This is a genomic window from Cellulomonas xylanilytica, assembly GCF_007989805.1.
GTDB classification, from domain to species: domain Bacteria; phylum Actinomycetota; class Actinomycetes; order Actinomycetales; family Cellulomonadaceae; genus Cellulomonas; species Cellulomonas xylanilytica.
Genome location: NZ_BJUB01000003.1, coordinates 216,013 through 236,600 on the forward strand (window position 1 = coordinate 216,013; position 20,588 = coordinate 236,600).

At 73.7% G+C, this 20,588-nt stretch carries 17 protein-coding genes; all 17 read right to left on the reverse strand.

Translation table 11 applies throughout. From position 1 onward, the window contains the following. Positions 1-47: 47 nt before the first annotated feature. The 17 genes from ndk to pnuC all read right to left on the reverse strand — a co-directional run bounded on the left by ndk (position 48) and on the right by pnuC (position 20,563). The gene (ndk, locus tag CXY01_RS06420) at positions 48-491 is read right to left on the reverse strand and encodes a nucleoside-diphosphate kinase (RefSeq protein ID WP_146926271.1); all 444 of its coding nucleotides are present in this window, start codon (positions 489-491) and stop codon (positions 48-50) included. 30 nt (positions 492-521) lie between these two features. Further along, positions 522-926, reverse strand: coding sequence for a DUF4233 domain-containing protein (locus tag CXY01_RS06425; RefSeq protein ID WP_146926272.1), 405 nt, complete (start codon positions 924-926; stop codon positions 522-524). Between the two features lie 19 nt (positions 927-945). After that, a complete protein-coding gene (locus CXY01_RS06430; protein WP_146926273.1) occupies positions 946-2,646 on the reverse strand; it encodes an MDR family MFS transporter in 1,701 nt (566 codons plus the stop codon). Positions 2,647-2,698: 52 nt separating this feature from the next. Continuing rightward, a complete protein-coding gene (locus CXY01_RS06435) occupies positions 2,699-3,322 on the reverse strand; it encodes a TetR/AcrR family transcriptional regulator (RefSeq protein ID WP_246125103.1) in 624 nt (207 codons plus the stop codon). An 80-nt stretch (positions 3,323-3,402) separates the two neighbouring features. After that, a complete protein-coding gene (dhaM, locus tag CXY01_RS06440; protein WP_146926275.1) occupies positions 3,403-4,110 on the reverse strand; it encodes a dihydroxyacetone kinase phosphoryl donor subunit DhaM in 708 nt (235 codons plus the stop codon). Continuing rightward, positions 4,107-4,739 (reverse strand): dihydroxyacetone kinase subunit DhaL, encoded by a 633-nt coding sequence (gene dhaL, locus CXY01_RS06445; protein WP_146926276.1) that lies wholly within the window; start codon positions 4,737-4,739, stop codon positions 4,107-4,109. The genes dhaM and dhaL overlap by 4 nt, the downstream gene beginning before the upstream one ends. Positions 4,740-4,791: 52 nt before the next feature. Beyond that, on the reverse strand, positions 4,792-5,781 hold the full coding sequence (gene dhaK, locus CXY01_RS06450; RefSeq protein WP_146926501.1) for a dihydroxyacetone kinase subunit DhaK: 990 nt from the start codon (positions 5,779-5,781) through the stop codon (positions 4,792-4,794). A gap of 186 nt (positions 5,782-5,967) precedes the next feature. After that, complete coding sequence (locus CXY01_RS06455; RefSeq protein WP_146926277.1) at positions 5,968-7,356, reverse strand: bifunctional folylpolyglutamate synthase/dihydrofolate synthase; 1,389 nt, start codon at positions 7,354-7,356, stop codon at positions 5,968-5,970. Continuing rightward, on the reverse strand, positions 7,353-10,586 hold the full coding sequence (gene ileS / locus CXY01_RS06460) for an isoleucine--tRNA ligase (protein ID WP_146926278.1): 3,234 nt from the start codon (positions 10,584-10,586) through the stop codon (positions 7,353-7,355). Before ileS ends, CXY01_RS06455 begins: the two co-directional genes overlap by 4 nt. A gap of 236 nt (positions 10,587-10,822) precedes the next feature. Beyond that, positions 10,823-12,589 (reverse strand): glycoside hydrolase family 9 protein, encoded by a 1,767-nt coding sequence (locus tag CXY01_RS06465; RefSeq protein ID WP_146926279.1) that lies wholly within the window; start codon positions 12,587-12,589, stop codon positions 10,823-10,825. After that, complete coding sequence (locus tag CXY01_RS06470) at positions 12,589-14,049, reverse strand: AMP-binding protein (protein ID WP_146926280.1); 1,461 nt, start codon at positions 14,047-14,049, stop codon at positions 12,589-12,591. Before CXY01_RS06470 ends, CXY01_RS06465 begins: the two co-directional genes overlap by 1 nt. Next, positions 14,036-14,665: a hypothetical protein gene (locus tag CXY01_RS06475; RefSeq protein ID WP_146926281.1), complete on the reverse strand. Its 630-nt coding sequence runs from the start codon at positions 14,663-14,665 to the stop codon at positions 14,036-14,038. The genes CXY01_RS06470 and CXY01_RS06475 overlap by 14 nt, the downstream gene beginning before the upstream one ends. Then, entirely contained in the window at positions 14,646-16,367 is a 1,722-nt protein-coding gene (locus CXY01_RS06480; RefSeq protein ID WP_186813310.1) for a hypothetical protein, read from the reverse strand. The genes CXY01_RS06475 and CXY01_RS06480 overlap by 20 nt, the downstream gene beginning before the upstream one ends. Further along, positions 16,364-17,320, reverse strand: coding sequence for a hypothetical protein (locus tag CXY01_RS20775; RefSeq protein WP_186813311.1), 957 nt, complete (start codon positions 17,318-17,320; stop codon positions 16,364-16,366). The genes CXY01_RS06480 and CXY01_RS20775 overlap by 4 nt, the downstream gene beginning before the upstream one ends. Continuing rightward, complete coding sequence (locus CXY01_RS06485) at positions 17,317-18,912, reverse strand: MoxR family ATPase (protein WP_146926283.1); 1,596 nt, start codon at positions 18,910-18,912, stop codon at positions 17,317-17,319. Before CXY01_RS06485 ends, CXY01_RS20775 begins: the two co-directional genes overlap by 4 nt. Then, positions 18,909-19,976: an AAA family ATPase gene (locus CXY01_RS06490; protein WP_146926284.1), complete on the reverse strand. Its 1,068-nt coding sequence runs from the start codon at positions 19,974-19,976 to the stop codon at positions 18,909-18,911. Before CXY01_RS06490 ends, CXY01_RS06485 begins: the two co-directional genes overlap by 4 nt. Next, complete coding sequence (pnuC, locus tag CXY01_RS06495; protein WP_146926285.1) at positions 19,973-20,563, reverse strand: nicotinamide riboside transporter PnuC; 591 nt, start codon at positions 20,561-20,563, stop codon at positions 19,973-19,975. The genes CXY01_RS06490 and pnuC overlap by 4 nt, the downstream gene beginning before the upstream one ends. Positions 20,564-20,588: the final 25 nt, after the last annotated feature.

The following is a 20,588-nucleotide window of genomic DNA, read 5'->3' on the forward strand; positions in this document are numbered from 1 at the left end:
CCCGCTCGGCGGTGCGGTTCCGCCCCCGGGGCTCGGCGCGGCTCAGCTCAGAGGGCGGGGAACCAGAGCGCGATCTCGCGGGCCGCCGACTCCTCGGAGTCCGAGCCGTGCACGAGGTTCTGGATGACCTTCAGACCCCAGTCGCGGCCCAGGTCGCCGCGGATGGTGCCGGGTGCGGCGACCGTGGGGTCGGTGGCGCCGGCCAGCGAGCGGAAGCCCTCGATCACGCGGTGACCCTCGGCCACGACCGCGAGGACCGGCCCGGAGCGCATGAACTCGACGAGCGGCGTGAGGAACGGCTTGCCGGCGTGCTCGGCGTAGTGCTCGGCCAGCAGCGCCTCGTCTGCCTCGCGCAGCTCGACGGCGACGAGGGTGTAGCCCTTGGCCTCGATGCGGCGGACGATCTCGCCCGACAGTCCGCGGCGGACTCCGTCCGGCTTGACCAGGACGAGGGTGCGCTGTGTCGTGGGGGCGTCGGGTGCGTCAGTCATGACGTGAACCCTATGTCGACGCGCAGGCCTTCAGGGCCCGACCGCTCCGGGGTTCGCGGCGTCGTACTCGGCCCGCTCCCGGTCGATCCTGCCCCCGAGCCGCAGCGCCACGAGCCACAGCACGACGAAGATCCCGCCCACGACGAACATCATCGGGACGAAGAACCCCACGGCCAGCACGGGCACCTGGACGACCGAGCCGGCCAGGTAGCCGCCAGGGCGGGACATCATGCCGGACAGCAGGATCAGGACGAGGGACAGGACCCCGCCGACCCACCAGATCGCCGCCGGCTCGGCCAGCCGCAGGCCGTACGCCACGAGCGTCGCGAAGAACACCAGGAGCGCCTCGAGGACGAGGATCGCCTGGGTGAACTGGACTTTCGCGGGGCGCTTGCGGCGTACGGCCGGGCCATCGTCCGGGACGGTGGAGCTCATGCGTGAAGGTTACCGGCGCTCAGCCGCGCGCTGACGCGTCGACGTGGTCGGCGGCGCCGTCGCGCTGCGTCGGGAGCTCGCCGGCGGAGAGGTCGTCGACCACGACCGCACCGTCGACCCGCTCCGACGCGATGCCGGAGCCGTCCGCCGCGAGGGCCTCGCCGCGGGCGACCATGCCGGCCACGTCGGACAGCTTGACCTCGCGCAGGAACAGGGCCAGGACGAAGCCGACCGCGATCACCGGCACGAGGTACCAGAACGAGGGCGCGAGCGCGTTGGTGAACGCGTCGATGACCCCGGTCTTCAGCGGCTCGGGCAGCGCCTGGACCGCGGCGGGCGTCAGGCTCGACGCCTCTCCCCCAGACCCGGCGGGCGCACCGGCGAAGACCTCGGCGAGGTTGTCGGCCAGCTTCGACGTGAACATCGTGCTGAACAGCGCCGTGCCGACGGCCGCGCCGATCTCGCGGAAGAAGTTGTTCGTGCTGGTGGCGGTCCCGATCTCGTGCGGGTCGACCGAGTTCTGCACCGCGAGCACGATCGTCTGCATGACCAGGCCCATGCCGGCGCCGAGCACGAAGATCATGGCGCCGAAGAGCCACATCGACATGTCCCCGGTGATCTGCGTGAGCCACGCGACGCCGCCGGTGGTGATGGCGAGGCCGACCACGGGGAAGATCTTGTAGCGGCCGGTCTTCGTGATCGCGAGGCCGGACCCGATCGCGGTGATCATGACACCGACCATCATCGGGAGCAGCAGGAAGCCGGACTCCGTGACGCCCGCGCCGGTCGACATCTGCAGGAACGTCGGCAGGAACGCGAGGGCGGCGAACATGCCCATGCCGAGGATGAGGCCGATGGCCGTGGCGATGGTGAACGTCGGGTTCTTGAACAGGCGTAGCGGGAGCAGCGGCTCCTGCGCCCGGAGCTCGACCATGATGAACGCCGCGATCGAGACGAGCGTGCCGATCACCAGGGCCAGCAGGCCGGGGTCGGACCAGTCGTAGCCGCGGTTGCCCGTCCAGCTGTCCCAGCTGGTGGCCAGGACGAGGCCGGACGTGGCGACGACCATGAAGAAGATGCCGGCGACGTCGATCTTCTTGCCGGAGCGGTGCGTGGGCAGCTTCAGGGTGAACCAGGCCACGGCGAACGCCGCGAGGCCGATCGGGATGTTGATCCAGAAGCACCAGCGCCAGTCGGCGTGCTGCGTGAACAGGCCGCCGAGGAGCGGGCCGATGACGGCGGAGATGCCGAACAGCGCACCCATCGGGCCCATGTACTTGCCGCGGTCCTTGGCGGGCACGATGTCCGCGATGATCGCCTGCGAGAGGATCATCAGGCCACCGCCGCCGAGGCCCTGCACGCCGCGCCAGAACACCAGCTCGCCGAACGACTGGGCGAACCCGGCCCCGGCCGACGCGATGGTGAACAGGCCGATGGCGATGAGGAACGGCCACCGCCGGCCCCAGAGGTCACCGAACTTGCCGTACAGCGGCATGACGATCGCGATGGCCAGGATGTAGGCCGTCACCACCCAGCCCTGGTGCTCGACCCCGTTGAGCTCGCCGACGATCGTGGGCATCGCGGTGCCGACGATCGACTGGTCGAGCGAGGACATGAACATGCCCGCCATGAGCGCACCGAAGATGAGCCAGACGGTCTTGGGGGTCAGGTGGATCAGCGGCTTGTCGGCCGCTGGTGCCTGCGGTGCTGCGGTGGCCATGCGGAAGGACCTCGTTCTGCGGGGTGGGGGCGGGGGCGGTGGTGCGGGGGGGTCAGTCGGTGAGGATGGAGCGCAGGTCGGCGACGACGGCGGCGACGTGCTCGTCGGCCGTGCCGGTGCCGCCGGCGGCGTCCCAGCGCATGAACGTCGCGTGGGTGAGGAAGAGCAGCGTCGAGCCGACGATCTCCGAGGAATAGGGAGGCGCCCCCACTGTGCTGTCCTGGAGGCGCCTCTCGATCAGCGCCGACAGCTGACCCTTGTGCTGCTCCATCCAGGCGAGGTGCCGGGCGAGCAGCCGCGGCTCCTTGGCGGCGAGCTCGAGGGCACGTGCGACCCGCTGGCGACCGATGGGGGCGTCGGTGAGGAACGAGCTGACGAGCGTCTGGAGGTCGGCGAGCAGGTGCCCCGTCGGTCCCCCGGTCGCGAACGTCTCGGTCGCTGCCGAGTCGAGCGGCCACGGGGTGTGGCCGAGCACGGCGTCGTCCTTCGTCTCGAAGTAGTTGAAGAACGTGCGTGCGGAGACGCCGGCCTCCTCGCAGATGGCCTCGACGGTCACGGCGTCGAGGCCGTGCTCGGCGACCAGCCGGTGGGTGGCGTCGATCAGCGCCTCGCGGCGCGCGCGCTTCTTGCGCTCACGCAGCCCGAGGGCGGGCTCGTCGAGAAGAGAGTTCTGCACGAGGTGCAACTTTACACACACTGCAACTTTGCAGTGGACGCAGAGTCTTGTGTGGTTGCTCACAGCAACCACCCACGAGGTCAGACCTCGCCGAACCCACCCTCGACCGCGGCGACGAGAGCGTCCCGCGCCTCGGCGGCCTGCGGACCCTCGGTCTCGATCTCCAGCGTGACGCCCTGCTTCGCCCCGAGCTTCATCAGCTCGAGCACGCTGGCGGCGTTCGCACCGTTGACGCGCACCCGCGCGTCGTAGGCCGCCAGCATGCGGGCGACCACCGCGGCGGGCCGGGCGTGCAGCCCCAGCGGGTTGCGCAGCACCGCGGTCGCCCGCAGGACACCGTCGTCCGGGCTCCCCGACGACGACGCCGAGGACTCGTCGGCGGTGCCGAAGGTGGACCCCGCGTGCACCGCGGACGCCAGGACCGTGGTCAGGTCGGCGCCGCCGTGCGCCGTGACGGCCGCCGCGACGGCCCCCTCGACGAACGGCGCGTCCGCGATGCGCACCCGGGCCGCCACGTCCTCGTCGAGCAGGTCGAGCACCGACTCCGCCGTGAGCACCGCCGAGCCGAGGTCCGTCAGCACGACCGCGGAGCGGCCGTCCTGCGTGGCCTCGACGACGGCGCCCTCGACCGTGTCGTAGCTGGTGCCCAGGCCGCCGTCCTGCATCCCGCCCGCGGCGATCAGCAGCACGCCCGGCGCCATCTGACCGGCCAGCTCGACCGCACCCTGGGCCAGCGCGCGGGAGTGGGACACCAGCACGAGCGCGACCGGGGCGGGCTCGCGGGTCACGCGGCCGCCTGGGCGGCCGCGCGAAGGATGAGCTCCGTCGAGCGTGCGCCGGGGTCGAGGTGCCCGGCGGACCGCTCCCCCAGGTAGCTCGCGCGGCCCTTGGTCGCCACCAGCGGGACGGTGGCCTCGGCACCCTCGTGCGCGGCATCGGCGGCGGCGGCGAGCACCTGCGCCGGCGACGCTCCCCCGTCCGCGGCCGCGACGGCGGCCTCGGTGGCGGGCGTCCACGCGTCGACCATCGTCTTCTCTCCGGTCGTCGCCTTGCCCCGGGCGACGATGCCCTCGAGCGCCGCCTCGAGCAGCGCGACGACGCCGTGGCTGTCCAGCTGGGCGACGCCCGTGGCCTTGGCCGCGCGCAGATAGGCCGTGCCGTACAGCGGGCCCGCGGCACCGCCGACGGTCGACATGAGGGTCGTCGCGACGAGCCGGAGGACCTCGCCGATGTCGGCGGGCTCGGCGGGGAGCGCGTCGAGCTTGGCGACGACGGCCGTGAAGCCGCGGAACAGGTTCTCGCCGTGGTCGCCGTCGCCGATCTGCCGGTCGAGCTCGATGAGCTCCTGCCGGTGCTCGGCGACGGTCTGCGCCGAGCGGCGCACCCAGTCGACCGCCCACGCCACGTCCAGCGTCATGCCCACGCTCCCTCGAGCCGTTGAGTCCCCGTACCGGCCGCGCCCGGTGCGGTCACCACCGCAGGGCGGTCGTGTGCACGGGGGCGTCCCACAGGGCGGTCAGCTCGTCGTCCAGACGGAGGACCGTGACCGACGCGCCCTGCATCTCCAGCGATGTCACGTAGTTGCCGACGAGCGAGCGGGCCACCTCGACCCCACGCCCCTCGAGCAACGCGCGGGCCTGACGATAGACCACGTAGAGCTCGGAGGCCGGGGTGCCGCCCATGCCGTTGACGAACAGCAGGACCTTCTCGCCCCCGACCAGTCCCAGGTCGTCGGCGACGGGCGTCAGGAGCATCTCCGTGATCTCGTCGGCGCCCGCCAGCGGGATGCGCCGGCGACCGGGCTCCCCGTGGATGCCGATGCCGATCTCGATCTCGTCGTCGGGCAGGTCGAAGCTCGGCTTGCCCGCGTGCGGGACCGTGCAGGCGGTCAGCGCCACGCCCATCGAGCGCACGTTCGCGATGACCTTCTCGGCGACCGCGACGACCGCGTCGAGGCTGTCCCCCCGCTCCGCCGCCGCGCCCGCGATCTTCTCGACGGCGACCGTGCCGGCCACCCCGCGGCGGCCCGCGGTGTACAGGGAGTCCTCCACGGCGACGTCGTCGTTGACCACGACGGTCCGCACCTCGGTGTCCTCGGCCACCTCGGCGGCCATCTCGAAGTTGAGGACGTCGCCCGTGTAGTTCTTGACGATCGCGAGCACGCCCGCGCCCGCGTCGGCCGCCTGGAGCGCCGGGGCGATCTGGTCGGGGGTCGGCGACGTGAACATCGCCCCCGGGACGGCCGCGTCGAGCATGCCGACGCCGACGAAGCCCCCGTGCAGCGGCTCGTGCCCGCTGCCGCCACCGCTCACCAGCCCGACCTTGCCGGCCGACGTGCCTGCGGCCCGCGTGACGAACCAGGGGTCGCGATGGATCGCCACCACGTCCGGGTGCGCCGCCCCGAACCCCTCGAGCGACTCGGCCACGACGGTCTGCGGGTCGTTGATGAGCTTCTTCACAGCGGCCATCCCTTCCACCGGGCGCCCGGGGCGGGGCCCACGTCCGTCGCGACCTTCGACGTCCCGACTGGTCTCACCGTGGTGTCGCTTCGAGGGGTCGTCAAGGGAAGGACGTGCGCCGTCGGTGCACGTTCGTGCAACGTGCGCCACCACCTCGACGGATTCACCCGGACGGGCGACCAGGTCTCAGAGGCGTCCGAGCAGCCGCCGCGCCTCGGCGACGAGCAGGATCGACCCCGTGACGAGCACGCCGGACCCGCGCTCGACCTCGCTCTCCGCGCGCGCGACCGCCAGGTCGAGGGCGTCGTTCAGGCGCTCCGCCACGTGCACGCGGTCCTCGCCGAAGATGTCGACCGCGACCTCCGCGAGCTCCTCGACCTCCAGCGCGCGGGTGTTCGACGCACGCGTGATCACCACCTCGGCGAGCACCGGCTCGAGCAGCGCGAGGATGCCCTCGGGGTCCTTGTCCGCCATGACGCCGACGATGCCGACGAGCCGGTGGAACTCGAACGCCTCCTCGATCGCGTCGACGAGCGCCTCGACGCCCGCGGGGTTGTGCGCGCCGTCGACGATGATCGTCGGGCTCGAGCGCACCACCTCGAGGCGGCCCGGCGAGTCCACGTCGGCGAACGCGGCCTCGACGACGCCCGGGTCCAGCGCCCGGCCGCCCGTCAGGAGCGCCTCGGTCGCGGTCAGGGCGAGCAGGGCGTTGTGCGCCTGGAACTCGCCGTGCAGCGGCAGGAAGATCTCCGTGTACGTGCCGCCCAGCGTCTGCAGGGCGATCAGCTGGCCCCCGACGGCGACCTGGCGCTCGCCCACCTCGATGTCCACGCCCTCGCGGACCACCCGCGCGCCCTTCTCGGCGGCCGCGGCCAGGACCACGCCCTCGACGTCCTCGGACTGGGCGGCCAGGACCAGCGTCGCGCCGTCCTTGATGATCCCGGCCTTCACCGACGCGATGTCGAGCAGCGTGTCGCCCAGGTAGCGCTCGTGGTCCATCGAGATCGGCGTGATGATCGCGACCTCGCCGTCCGCGACGTTGGTCGAGTCCCAGAGGCCGCCCATGCCGACCTCGATGACCGCGACGTCCACCGGGGCGTCCGCGAACGCCGCGAACGCCATCACCGTGAACACCTCGAAGAACGACAGCTGCGGCTTGCCCTCCGCGGCCGAGCGCTGGTCGACCAGGTGCACGTACGGCGCCACGTCCTGCCACACCTCGACGAACCGCTCGTCGCTGATGGGCTCGCCGTCGATGACGATCCGCTCGTTGACGCGGGACAGGTGCGGGCTGGTGAACCGTCCGGTGCGCAGCCCGTGCTCACGGACCAGGCGCTCGACCATCCGGGACGTCGACGTCTTGCCGTTGGTGCCCGTGACGTGCACCACCCGGTACGCCTTCTGCGGGTCCCCCAGCAGCTCCATGACCGCGAGCGTCCGGTCGAACGTCGGGTCGATCTCGTGCTCGGGGGCGCGCGCCACGATCCCGCGGTACACCTCGTCGGCGGCCTCGCGGGCCTCCTTCTCGGCCTCCGTGCGCAGGTGCTCGGCCCCTCCGTGCTCGCGCGGGCTCATGCCTCGTACCCTCCGGCGTCGACGGCCTCCACGGTCGCCCGCAGCGCGGACCCCGTCTCGATCTCGACCGAGAGCGCCAGCGTCTCGCGCGCGATCGTGTCCTGGTGCTGCTCGACCGCGGCCACGTGCTCGGCCGGCACGTCCAGCGTGAGCAGGATCCGGTCCCCCACCTGCAGGCCGGCCGCCTTCCTGGCGTCCTGCACCACGCGGACGACGTCGCGGGCGTAGCCCTCGGCCCGCAGCGCGTCGTCCAGGGTCAGGTCGAGCACGACGAAGCCGCCACCGGGCAGGACCGCGGCAGCGCCGCCCTCGCCGCCCACGACGGTCGTCAGCTCGTACTCCGCCGCCTCCAGCGGCACGTCACCGTCGTCAGTGGTCACCACGACCGTGTCCCCGTCCACCCGCCACGCCTCGGCACGGGCGGCCTTGATGACCGCCTGCACACCGCGGCCCAGGCGCGGGCCGGCAGCACGGGCGTTGACCGCGAGCCGCTGCGTGATGCCGAACTGCTCGGCGGTGCCCGCGTCGGCCGTGACCAGGTCGACCCGCTTGACGTTGAGCTCCGCCGCGAGCAGGTCGCGGTACGGCGCCAGGGCGTCGGCGTCGGCCACCGCGACGGTCAGCGTGTGCAGCGGCTGCCGGACGCGCACGCCCGCGGCCTTGCGCAGCCCGAGCGCGGTCGAGACCACGGCGCGGACCTGGTCCATCGCGGCGACGAGCGCCTCGTCGGCGGCCTCGTCGTCGACGGTCGGCCAGTCGGCCAGGTGAACGCTGCGACCACCGGTCAGCCCACGCCACACCTCCTCCGTGACCAGCGGCGCGAGCGGCGCCATGACGCGCGTGAGCACCTCGAGCGAGGTCCACAGCGTGTCGAAGGCGTCCGCGTCCTCCGCCCAGAACCGGTCGCGCTGCGTCCGCACGTACCAGTTGGTCAGCACGTCGAGGTGCTCGCGCACGCTCTCGCACGCCGCCGAGATGTCGTACGCGTCCAGCTGGGCGGTGGTCGTCGCGACGAGGTCCCGCGTGCGCGCCAGGACGTAGCGGTCCATCGGCGCCAGCGTGGCGGCGCGTGCGGCGTCGACCGCCGTGGCCGTGTAGCCGGCCCCACCGTCCGCCGCACCCGCGTACAGGGAGAAGAAGTAGTACGTGCTCCACAGCGGCAGCAGCACCTGACGCACGCCGTCGCGGATGCCCTCCTCGCCGACGATGAGGTTGCCCCCGCGCAGGATCGAGCTCGACATGAGGAACCAGCGCACGGCGTCGGAGCCGTACAGGTCCCACATCTCGGCGGGGTCGGGGAAGTTCCGCAGCGACTTGCTGGCCTTGCGGCCGTCGTCGCCGAGCACGATGCCGTGGCACAGGACGTTGCGGAACGACGGGCGGTCGAACAGCGCTGTGGCCAGCACGTGCAGCGTGTAGAACCAGCCGCGGGTCTGGCCGATGTACTCGACGATGAAGTCGCCCGGGTAGTGGTGCTCGAACCAGTCCGCGTTCTCGAACGGGTAGTGCACCTGGGCGAACGGCATCGAGCCGCTGTCGAACCACACGTCGAGAACGTCGGGGATGCGGCGCATCGTGCTCCGCCCGGACGGGTCGTCCGGGTTCGGGCGCGTCAGCTCGTCGATGAACGGCCGGTGCAGGTCCGGCTCGCCCGCCTCGTTCGTCGGGACCCGCCCGAAGTCCGCCTCCAGCTCCGCCAGCGAGCCGTAGACGTCCACGCGCGGGTGCGCGGGGTCGTCCGAGACCCAGACCGGGATGGGCGTGCCCCAGTAGCGGTTGCGGCTGATGGACCAGTCGCGTGCGTTGGAGAGCCACTTGCCGAACTGGCCGTCCTTGATGTGCTCCGGCGTCCAGCTGATGTCCTGGTTGAGCTCGACCATGCGGTCCCGGAAGCCGCTCACGCGCACGAACCAGCTGGTCACCGCCTTGTAGATGAGCGGGTTCCGGCAGCGCCAGCAGTGCGGGTAGGAGTGCTCGTACGTCTCGTGCCGGACGACCACCGAGCGCCGGTCCGCGGGCACCCGCTCGAGCGGACCGGTGCCCGCCTTGAGGTCGGCGATGATCGGCTTGTTGGCGTCGAACACCAGCTGGCCGAGGTAGTCAGGCACCTCGGTGGTGAACTTCCCCTGCGAATCCACAGGCACCGCGGGCACGATCCGTGCCGCGTCGCACGCGACCATGTCGTCCTCGCCGAACGCGGGCGCGAGGTGCACGATGCCCGAGCCGTCCTCGGTGGTCACGAAGTCGGCGAGCAGCACCTGGTGGGCGTTCTCGCGGCCGGCGAAGTAGTCGAACGGCGGCGTGTACCGGCGGCCCGCCAGGTCGCGACCCGTGACCGTCGCCACGACGGTGGCCTCACCGAGCTCCTTGGCGTAGGCGCCGAGGCGTGCGGCCGCGAGCACGACGAGCTCGCCCTGGAGCGTCGAGCCGGGTCCGGGCTCGACCGTCACGTAGTCGACGTCCGGCCCGACCGCGACGGCCAGGTTGCTGGGCAGCGTCCAGGGCGTCGTCGTCCAGATGAGCGCCAGCTCGCCGGTCTCCAGCCGCAGCCCGACCGTCAGCGCGGGGTCCTGGCGCGACTGGTAGACGTCGTCGTCCATCCGCAGCTCGTGGTTGGACAGCGGGGTCTCGTCGCGCCAGCAGTACGGCAGGACGCGGTAGCCCTCGTAGGCCATGTCCTGGTCGTACAGACGCTTGAACGCCCAGATGACCGACTCCATGAACGTCACGTCGAGCGTCTTGTAGTCGTGGTCGAAGTCGACCCAGCGGGCCTGACGCGTCACGTACTCGCGCCACTCGCCCGTGTACCGCAGCACGGACTCGCGGCACGCCTTGTTGAACGCCGCGAGACCCATCTCCTCGATCTGCGACGTGTCCGTGATGCCGAGCAGCCGCTGTGCCTCCAGCTCGGCCGGGAGCCCGTGCGTGTCCCAGCCGAAGCGGCGCTCGACCCGACGGCCGCGCATCGTCTGGTAGCGCGGCACGACGTCCTTGGCGTAGCCGGTCAGCAGGTGGCCGTAGTGCGGCAGGCCGTTGGCGAAGGGCGGGCCGTCGTAGAAGACGTACTCGTTGCTGCCGTTCTCGCCGGCGTCGCGGGCGTCGATCGACGCCTGGAACGTGCCGTCCTCCGCCCAGAAGGCGAGCACGTCCTTCTCGAGGGCGGGCAGGTCCGGCGACGCGGGCACGGACGAGGCGGGGCGGTGCAGCGGGTAGCGCGGTGCGGCAGTCACCGTCGGTTCTCCTGGTCGATCTCGCTCACGGCCGCGAGGACGACCAGCCCCGGGACGGGGACGACCGCGGTACCACCTCGCTTGCCGGCGTCCCCGGGGGGTCGTCGACCACTCTCTGCGGCTGTGACGGGCCTGCCCCGTCCGGTTCTACTGAGGGTGCTCGCGCACCCCGTTCTTCCGGAGGCTCACCGGTGATGGCCGGGTCGATGCCTGTGCCGACCAGGATACCCAGGTGTCTACCGGTTTCCGACCCCGGCCAGGTACGCCGCCACCCACGCCAGCGCCGAGTTCCAGTTGATCGTCATCTCGTTGACGCCGTACGCACCGATGTCGTCGACGAAGCAGCACTGCGCCGGGCTGCCCGCGAGCGCGGCCGAGACGGGGTCCGGGCAGTCGGAGTTCGGGCCGCCCGAGAGGGTGCCGCGTGGTGGGTGCGGGAGGCTCGGGTCGAGCTGGTGGGCGTACCAGCGGCTGTGCTGGTTGCGGACGTCGCGCGTGCCGTAGCCGGTGACGTAGGAGACGCCGAGGGCGTTGCGGCCGAAGAGGTAGTCGACGCCGCCGAGCACGGCGTCCCGGTAGGACGCGTCGCCGGTGATCTCGTGCGCCGCGGCGAGCACCGCGACGTTGTTCAGGAGCAGGCCGTTGGACCCCCAGTCGTACCGGCCGGTCGACGGGACGTACGGGTGACCGAAGGGCTGGGTGGCCTGCTGGGCGACCAGCGCGTCGGCGGCCTGGACCACGGAGGCGCGGACGGCGTCGCGCTCCGGCAACGCGCTCGCGACCGTCGCGAGCTGGAGGCGCGACCACGCCGCGACGTGGTTCCAGTCGAAGCCCTCGGGCCGGAACGCGGGGGTGTCACCGGTGACGTGGTAGCGGTTGGCCCGCAGGTCCGCGGCGAACCGCTCGTCGCCCGTGGTCAGGTACAGCTCGGTGGCCGCCCACAGGCGGTCGTCGTCGACGTCGGTGTCGTCGTACGGGCCGCTGCCCGCGTTCGCGAGCGTGTTGGTGTCGGGGGCGAGCAGCACGGGGTACTCGTGGGCCGCGTCGTAGGCGTCGAGCGCGACGGTCCGCAGCAGCGCCGCGTACTGGTCGTCGTGCTCGGTGAACAGCCGGGCGCCGTGCGCCGCGACGGCCGCGAGGTTCAGCGTCGCCGCGGTCGACGGCCGGTGCAGGAACCGGGGCTGCGGGTCGTCGGCGGGCAGCATCGGCAGCGGCACCCACCGCTCGTCGGACACCTTGTGATGCGCGAGGCCCGCGTACCGCTCCCCGGCCGGGACGCGCATCCGGAGCATCCAGTCGAGCTCCCAGCGCACCTCGTCCAGGACGTCCGGCACACCGTTGCCCCGCTCCGGCACCCGCAGCGAGCCGTCGCCGAGCGCGTCGGCGGTGCCGGCCCGCACGGCCCGCTCGTACAGGCCGAGCAGCTGCGCGACGGCGATGCCGCCGTTGACCACGTACTTGCCCTGGTCGCCCGCGTCGTACCAGCCACCCGTCACGTCGAGCGCGTAGCCACCGGTCCAGCCCTCGTAGAGGTCGACCCCGTCGGCCGTCGTCGCGTGGCCCGCCGGCAGGCACGGGACCGCGCCGTCGCCACCGTTGGGGGCCACGTCCACGTGACCGGCCGCGCGACCGTAGCCGGGGCCGAGCAGCGCCTCGTCGATGGCGACGCCGCTGCGCTGGCCGTAGAACACGACGAGGGAGTCGGTGCGCAGGTCGTCGTAGAGGGCCGGCCCGACGGCGAACGGGTCGGACGTCGCACCGTCGGCCTCCAGCACGAACCCGACGCCCTCCACCCGTACGTCGTCGAACGCGACGACGTGGACGTCCAGCCCGGCGGACGGGTCGTGACCTCGGGGCTGCGACTCGCCCTCGGCGACGACCACCGCGTCCCGCAGCAGCCGCCACCGCACGGGCGCGGTCGCCCCGGTGACGAGCGTGGCCGCCTTGGGGCCGTCGGTCAGGTACCCGACCTGGTTCACGCGGACGCGCGGTACGGCGGACATCAGCTCTCCTCCTGGAGGTCGCAGCGGAAGCGGCGGGGCTTGCCCGGGCCGAGCGCCGCGGGGTCGGTGACGACGTCGACGTGCACGGGACGGTCGAGCCAGCGACCGATGGCGGCGGCGGCCTCGCCCGCCATGGATATGGGGTCGACCGCCGCGCCCGTGAGTGGCAGCGCGGTCAGCCGGACCGTGCCGTCGGCGGCCTGGACCAGCTCCCACCCGGCCAGACCGTAGGCCTGGAGCAGCTGGGTCGCGTCGATCGACGAGTGCCACGACCCGTCGGCCGCGCCGAACCGCACGGGCGCCCGGCCCTGCAGCCCGACGAGCACCGTCCCGCGGTGGTCGCGGACCAGTGCGGCGGTGTCCCCGGTGCGGTAGCGCAGCAGCGGCAGGTACGGGTTCTCGTCGACCGTGACGACGACCTCGCCGCGTCCGCCGTCCGGCACGGGACGGCCGTCCTCGTCGAGGATCTCGACCCAGACCCGGCGCGGCACGACGACGTGCCCGTCGCCGTCGGACGACGCGGCCACCGGTCCGGTCTCGCGCAGCCCGTACAGGTCGATGACGGGACAGCCCCAGGTGGCGCACACGGCGTCGCGGACCGCCGGCGGGAGGTCGGTCGCGCCGTTGACCACGGCGACGGGGTGCAGGTCCAGGCCGCCGCGTGCGAGGTCGAGCAGCCGCAGGAGCGGGAGCGTCGACGCGCTGAGCACCTGCGGGTCGGCCGCCGCGAGGTAGCGCTCACGGTCACCGTCCGCCCGCCACGCCGACCGGTCGAGGTTGACCCGCGCCATCACCGGGACAGGCTCGCCCGCCGCCCGCCCGAACGCCGTCATCGCCGAGACGTACGTGAACGACGCCCGCTGGTCGACCACGTTCGCCAGCCCGAGGCGGTCCGGGTCGGGCCGCCAGTCGGCACCCGCCGCGGCCACGAGGTGCTGGAGCAGGACGAGGTCAGCGGCCACGGACACCGGGTGCAGCGGCACGTTCAGCGCCGCTCCGGTGTGACCCGAGCTGCTGCCCTCCAGCACCCGGTCCAGCGGCACGTCCAGCGGCACGTGCTCGGCCACGTCGGCCAGGTCCGCGCGGCTCGTCGTCGGCAGGTCACGCAGCGGGGTGGTCGGGCTGCTGCGCCCCTCCCGCGCCGCCCGGCGCCAGCGCGGCACCGTCGTGTGGGCGCGGGCGACCAGCTCGGCGACCCACGTCGGTTCACCGGGAGCCTGCGCCCACCGGGTGCGGGTCTGCTCGAGCGTGGCGAGGTCGGCGGCGTCCAGGCGGTCCCCCGTCGCGTGCACCCAGACCGGCGCGTCGGGACGTCCGCGCCACGCTTCGACCCGCGCGAGCCCGTCGGCGTCGAGCGTCGGCCAGCGCTCCGCGTCCGTGAGCGCGACCGAGCCCATCGCCGCGTACTCGCCGAGCGCGGGGTCGGGGACCTCCGGGCCTGTCCCGTCAGTAGTTCGCATACTGCGCCGCCGCCTCCTTCGCCCGCTGCTCGGCGAGCGCCCGGGCGAGCTCCTCCGCACGCGCGACCTCACCCGCCATCGACTGCGCGACCTTGCGCTGGTACGCCGAGCTCACCGCGAGCCAGCGGTCGTCGGCCGTCTCGGCTCGCTCGCCCGCGGGCAGCACGCCGCCGAGCCGGCACACCGCACGGGCCAGCTCCTCCCGTGCGTCGTCGTCCTGCACCCACGCACGGTCCGGGCGCTGCCCGGCCAGGACGGCCTGCACGCCCTCGACGACCCGCAGGAACCAGCCGGCCGGCCCGCCGAGGCCCGCGGCGGCCGCACGGACCCCGGGGGCGCCCTGCACCGCCGGGTCGAGGACCACCCAGCACACGAGCCCGACGAGCGCCCGGTGCGCCGGGTCCGTCAGGTCCGCGTCGAGCGCGCGCAGCACCTTCCGGTCCAGGACCGAGCCGTCGAGCGACACCGCGACGTCCGCGACCAGCGCCGACACGCTCACGGACGGCTCGAAGAGGTCCGGCGGGGCGAGCGTCAGGCGGTGCACGAGGGCGGCGAGCGCCGGCCCGTCGGGCTGTCCGGCGCGCGCCCGCTCCAGGTCATCGGGTCGACGGTCCACGGTCACCTCCCCAGGTGCTCGCCGCCATGCGGCGCACGAACGTCAGCAGGTCGTCCTCGGTCACCACGGCGTGCACGGCGTAGCCGTCGGCCCGCTCCTCGAAGCGCGCCGCCCAGTCTGCGGGCACCTGGAGCACCAGCGTGCCGCCGCCGTCGGCCGCGCGCAGGGCCTCCCCGGCCGTCGGGTCGGCGGTGGTGCCCCGCGGCCGGAACATCGTCTCGACGCCGTCGTCCGAGATGACGGCGATGTGCGCCGGACCGCGTCGTGCGTTTCTTGCGCCTGCGGCGGGGCTGCCCAGGTGGGTCCGGCGGAGCAGGTCGAGCGGGAACGCCGTGGAGCCGCCGAAGTACGCGACCACGGCCCGCAGGACCTCGTCCGCGTCGCGCGTGAACCCGTCCGTCGCGGCCACCTGCCCCGGGCCGCTCCACGTCGTGGCCTGCACCCGCGCACCGGCGCGCAGCGCCGACAGGGCGAGGATCGCCCCCGCCAGCGCGATGGGCGCGCGCGTCCGCGTGGGGTCCGGCATCGACCCCGACGAGTCCAGGTACAGGTCGAGGTCGACCGGGTGGACCTCGACGGACTCCTCCGGGTCGTCCAGGTACGACCGCCGCACCGTCGTCATCCCCGGCACGACGACGGGCGACGCGGTCACGGTGCCCGTCCAGTCGACCGTCGACAGGTCGTCGCCCACCTCCCACGGCTCGAGCCCCGCGAGCAGCTCGCCCGCGCGTCGCGGCTGCGGCCGGCTCGGGAACGGCACGAGGTGGCGTGCCGCGTGCTCCCGGTACCAGGAGACGGCCACCTCCTCCGCGGTCGTCGTCGAGCCCAGCGCCTGCAGCACCGCGTGCAGCGCGCCGGGAGTCAGCGCGTTCCCGCCCGTCGCCCCCGCGGTCACCGGCTCCGTCTCCGGGGTCGCCGTCTCGACGACCCCCACGACCCGGGGGTCCCTCGACGGGTGCAGCGCGGGGGCGCCCAGCGTCGGGTCCGTGGCCACGCCGAACGGCACCGACCCGTCGCCACCCGTCTGGCCACCGCACGCGACGCCGGCGCCCGGCTGCTGCGCCCGCAGCTGCTCGACCGGGATGGTGGACCGCACGAGCAGCGCGAAGCCGGCCGCGCCGCCGACGGGGTCGCGGGCGTAGGCGCGCACGAGCCGCGCGCAGAGCAGCGCCTGGTCGTCGGGGGTGACGTTCTTCCCGACGAGGGTGCCGCGCGTCAGACCCCAGAGGATCTCGTTCGTGCGCAGCACCAGGAGCATGAGGGAGTCCCCGGGGTCGGGCGCTCCGACCGCCGCCGACAGCGCCGCACGGTCCACCCCGAGCTGCCGCTGCAGCCGGTCGTTGATCAGCAGGTCGCACCAGAGGTTGGCGACCAGCCCGACCAGGTGGTCGAGGTCGACGAGCCCGACCCGGACGCGCGCGGCGATGCGCACGTGCGTGGCCCGGTCGACCGGCGCGAGCAGGTGGTGACCGATCTCGTGCGCGAGGACCGCGAGCGCGTGGTCCTCGACGTGCCGCTCCCGCACCACGGTCAGGTCGACGTGGACCTCGACGTCGTCGAGCGAGTACCACGCCCAGGACGGCATGCCGCAGGGGTCGGTGTGCAGCACGGGTGCGTGCAGCCGGGACGTGCGGCCCCAGGTCGCCAGCGCGGCGGCCCAGGTGGCGCGCCAGCGCTCCGCCAGCTCCTCGAGGGGCGTCATGACGCGACCCGGACCACGTCGACCCAGTACGAGTGGCGGCGGCTCACCACGACGACCCGCGGGTCGCCCCCGGCGGCGGCCCACCCCGTGACCTCGTCGTCCCACGGCACGGCGAGGCGCGGCACGGCGGCGGCCCGCTCCTCGACGTCGGGCTCGTCGAGCCGGACGACGGCACCGCCGTGGACGTCGGCCAGCACGGCCCAGCACTCGCCGTCGGCCCGGACGCGGCACCCCAGGCCGGCGTCGGTCGCGCCCGCCGAGACCTGTGGCACGGCGAGCCAGGGACCGCCGAGACCGCGGAAGCCGCCGACGCGCCGCAGCACCCCCGCGGCCTGCTCACGCCCCGGCCACCACCACGGGTCGGCCGTGTGCGCGTCGAGCACCGGTCCCGGGTCGGTGCCCGGGGCAAGGCCGAGCGCGGCGACGGCCAGCGGTGCGGGGAGCCGCGCGGCGGCGGCGAGGGCGGCCGCCCGGTAGCGGACCGCGCCCGCCCGCCACGTGGCGACGAGCACGGTCGCGCGCAGGTGGTCGACGTCGTCCGTGGGCGGTGCCGCGGCGAGCAGGTCGGCCACGACGGCGGTGTCGGCGCTGCGCTCGACGGTGCGCGCGGACGCCACCAGGAGCGGCACGACCACGTCGGGCCGCGCCCGCACGAGAGCCGCCAGGCGCGGCACGAGCTCGAGCACCGTCGCGCGCTCCACCGTGCCAGCCCGCCAGCGGCCCCGCGCGGCGAGGTCGGTCGCCGCGCCCAGCAGCGCCCGGCCGAGCCGCGGGTCGAGGTCGTCACCGTCGGCGAGCCGGTCGGCGGCGCCCGCGACGTCGAGGACGGCCGCACGCACGAGCTCGGGGTCTCCGCCTCGGGTGGCGGCCGCGCGCAGCACGTCGTCGACGAACGCGCGGTCGTCCACCACGAAGCGGCCGAACGGCGTCTCGCGGCCGAGCGGCTCCGTCACGCGCCGCTCCAGCGCAGCCACGCGAGGTAGCCGGAGTACCGCTGGTGGGCGTACTTCAGGGCGAGCGCGTCCTCGTACAGGCTGCCGTGCAGCTTGGTGGTGTCCTGCCAGCCCGACAGGATCCCCTCGATGCGCGCCAGGCGACGGCGCACCTCCGCCTCCGTCAGCCCGTCGAGCCCGGCGTGGAGCTCGTCGAGGACCGCGCCGACGGGGTCGTCCGTGTCCAGCCCCTCGGCGTCGTAGAGCATGCAGGCGCTGTCGAACAGGTCGCGCAGCCAGGAGACGCGGTCGATCCGCATCGCCTCGCGGGCCGGGTCCTCGAAGGACGGCGACGCGAGGTCGGGCTGCAGCTTGTCGTGCAGGACGAACGGCAGGACCGCCCGCAGGTCGTCGAGCCCGACCTCCGGCTGCCCGCGGAAGTACGCCATCGCCTTGGCGTAGAGGACCAGGGACTGCAGCGCCCGCACGGACAGCCCGTTGAGCGTCTGCGCGCCGATATCGGCCCGCAGGTCACGGCCCGTGTCCTGGGCGAGGACCCGGTGCGGGTCCTCCCCCGCGAGGCGGACGGTGTCCTTGGTCCGGTACTCCAGCTGCACGGCGCCGCGCTCGGCGAGCTCGAGCTGGGCCGCGAAGTACTCCAGCCGGCGCCGCACGTGCAGCGGCACGGGCACGGCGACGACCTCGCGGTGCAGCCGGTCGTGCTCGTCCTCGTCGAACACGACCGCCGGCGGGACGTGCTCCTCGGGCCGCAGCCGGCGCTCGGCCCGGTCCACCAGCTCGCCGACGAAGCGGGAGTTGAACGACAGGGCCTTCACGACGACGTCGATGCGGTCGCGCAGGGCGTCGACCACCTGGAACGTGCCGCCGCCGGCGTCGTCGTTCGCCGTGAGGTACCAGGCAGCCGCCCCCGTCTCGTAGACCTGGTCGAAGACCTCGACGTAGCCGTCCGCGAGCACCGTCAGCAGCGCCGACTGGGTGCGGGTCGGGATGCGGTTGTACTCGTCGACGATCTTCACGCGGCGTCCCAGCCACGACCGCCACGCGACGTCGATGTCCGCGAGGCTCTTGGCGGCCACCAGGTCGCTCGGCAGGGGCGTGCCGAACATGTCCTGCACGGTGAGCTGCGGGTGCCCGTGCTGCATCGCCCGGCGCACCTCGCGCACCGGGTAGCCCGCGAGGACCCCCATGAGCACGGCGCTGGCCGTCTTGCCGCGGCCCGGCCCGCCGACCAGCAGGCAGCGGCCGCGCACGGCGAACGTCAGCAGCGGGAGCAGGACGAACGACGAGTACGACTGGTCGGTGGGCAGGTCCACCTCGGCCTTGGAGTCACCGAGCCGGAACCGCGTGCGCGGGCGGTCCGGGTCGTGGAACTCGACGTCGTAGTGCGGGCTGATGATCCCGTGGTTGACCATCCAGAAGTACGCCTGGCGCAGCTTCTCGTCCAGGGCCGGCCCGGCGGTGCCGGCCGGCGTCTGCGCGCCCGCGAAGAGCTGGTCGACGTCGAGCTGGAGGGCGGCGCGCGATCCTGGCGTGCCGGCCCGGGTCGGCGCGGCGGAGACCTGCGCGAACGTCTCGTCGGGGTGCGTCGTCACGCGCCCGAGTGTGGCAGAGCGAGTGCCGCCAGCAGGTCCGGGACCACCTCGTGGCGCTGCTCCATCGGGTCGGCCAGGGGTCGTGGACGGTCCCGCAGCTGCTCGACGAGGGGCAGCGCCGCCGCGAGCCGCTCGGCGGGTGTCCCCCGCAGCTCGACCCACGGCGCGTCCTGCTCCGCGAGGACCTCCCGGAACCGCTGCTGCATGTCGTGCCGCAGGTGCTCGCCGTCGCGCAGCCCGTCCTGCACGAACGGGATCTCGTCCCCGGTCAGGAGGTAGAGGTCGGGGACGCGCTCCGCGGCGAGCGCGCGGACCGACGGGGACGGGTGGCCGACGTAGCGCTCGTGCCAGACCGCGGTCGCCAGCACGTCGGTGTCGCAGACCAGCAGAGGGACAGGCGTCCGGGTGGCGGCGTCGTCCTCGCGCCGGGCCTGCTCGCGGGCGATGAGGTCGAACTCCGCGGGGTGCCAGGGCGCGTCGAGACCTCCCGGCCGGACCTGCGACCACTCGCGCCCGAACTCCGCCACCGTCGGCAGCCCCAGGTGCGCGGTGAGCGCCTCGGTGAGCGTCGTCGTGCCCGTCGACTCGGCACCGATGACGACGACCCGCCGCACGAACCACGCGCGCACGGCGGCGGGCAGCGCCCACCAGTACGCGGCCGGGTCGGCGCGGACGGCCCGCGCGCTGACCGGCGTCCCGCGCCGCGCCGGGTCGACCTGCACCCAGCGGGCACCGAGGCGGCGGGCGAGCTCCTCGCCGTAGTCGTCGGAGCTGAACAGCGTGTCGACGGGAGCGTCCAGCAGGTCCTCGATGATCGCCGTGTGGACCCGCCACGCGGTCTCGCTCGCGTAGTCGACCGGCTCGTCGTCGAGGCCCGGGACGACGTGCGCGCCGGGCAGCTCGTCGCGCAGCCACCGCGCCCGCTGCTCCGCGGGGATGCTCTCCTGCGAGGCACCGAGCACCAGGACGGTGACCCGGTCGCACCGGGCGAGCGCGGCCCGGACGAGCGCCAGGTGGCCGGCGTGCGGCGGGTAGAACTTGCCGATGACGAGGCCGTGCCTCATGCCGGGACCGTCACCGGTGCGGGCTCGGCACCGGGCACGAGTGCGCGCCGCCAGTCGCGCCAGCCCAGCACGCACAGCCCGATGAAGCCGGCGTACAGCACGGCGGTCAGCATCAGCCCTTGGCTCGCGTACAGGCCGACGAGGACGACGTCCGTGGCGATCCACACGCTCCAGCTGCCCAGCCACTTGCGGCCCAGCATGACCTGCGCGACGAGGCTGGACGACGTCGTCAGCGCGTCCCAGAACGGCGCCGCGGAGCTCTCGGACGACGACAGCAGCGCGGTCAGCCCGACGGTGCACGCGGCGACCACGACGGCGCCGACCGGCCACACCCACCGCGGCGTCCGGGTGACCGCGAGCGCGTGGTGGTCCGGCCCGCCCCGCACCCACCAGACCCACCCGAGCACGGCCAGGGCGGCGAACACCACCTGGAGCCCCGCGTTGGCGTAGAGGCCCGCGTCCGTGAACAACCAGAGGAACAGCAGGTTGTTCGCGATGCCGACCGGGAAGTTCCAGACGTTCTGCCGGGTGGCCAGCCAGACGCACAGGGCGCCGCTGACGAACCCGAGGACCTCGACCCAGCTCACGACCGGACACCCTACGGCGATGGGA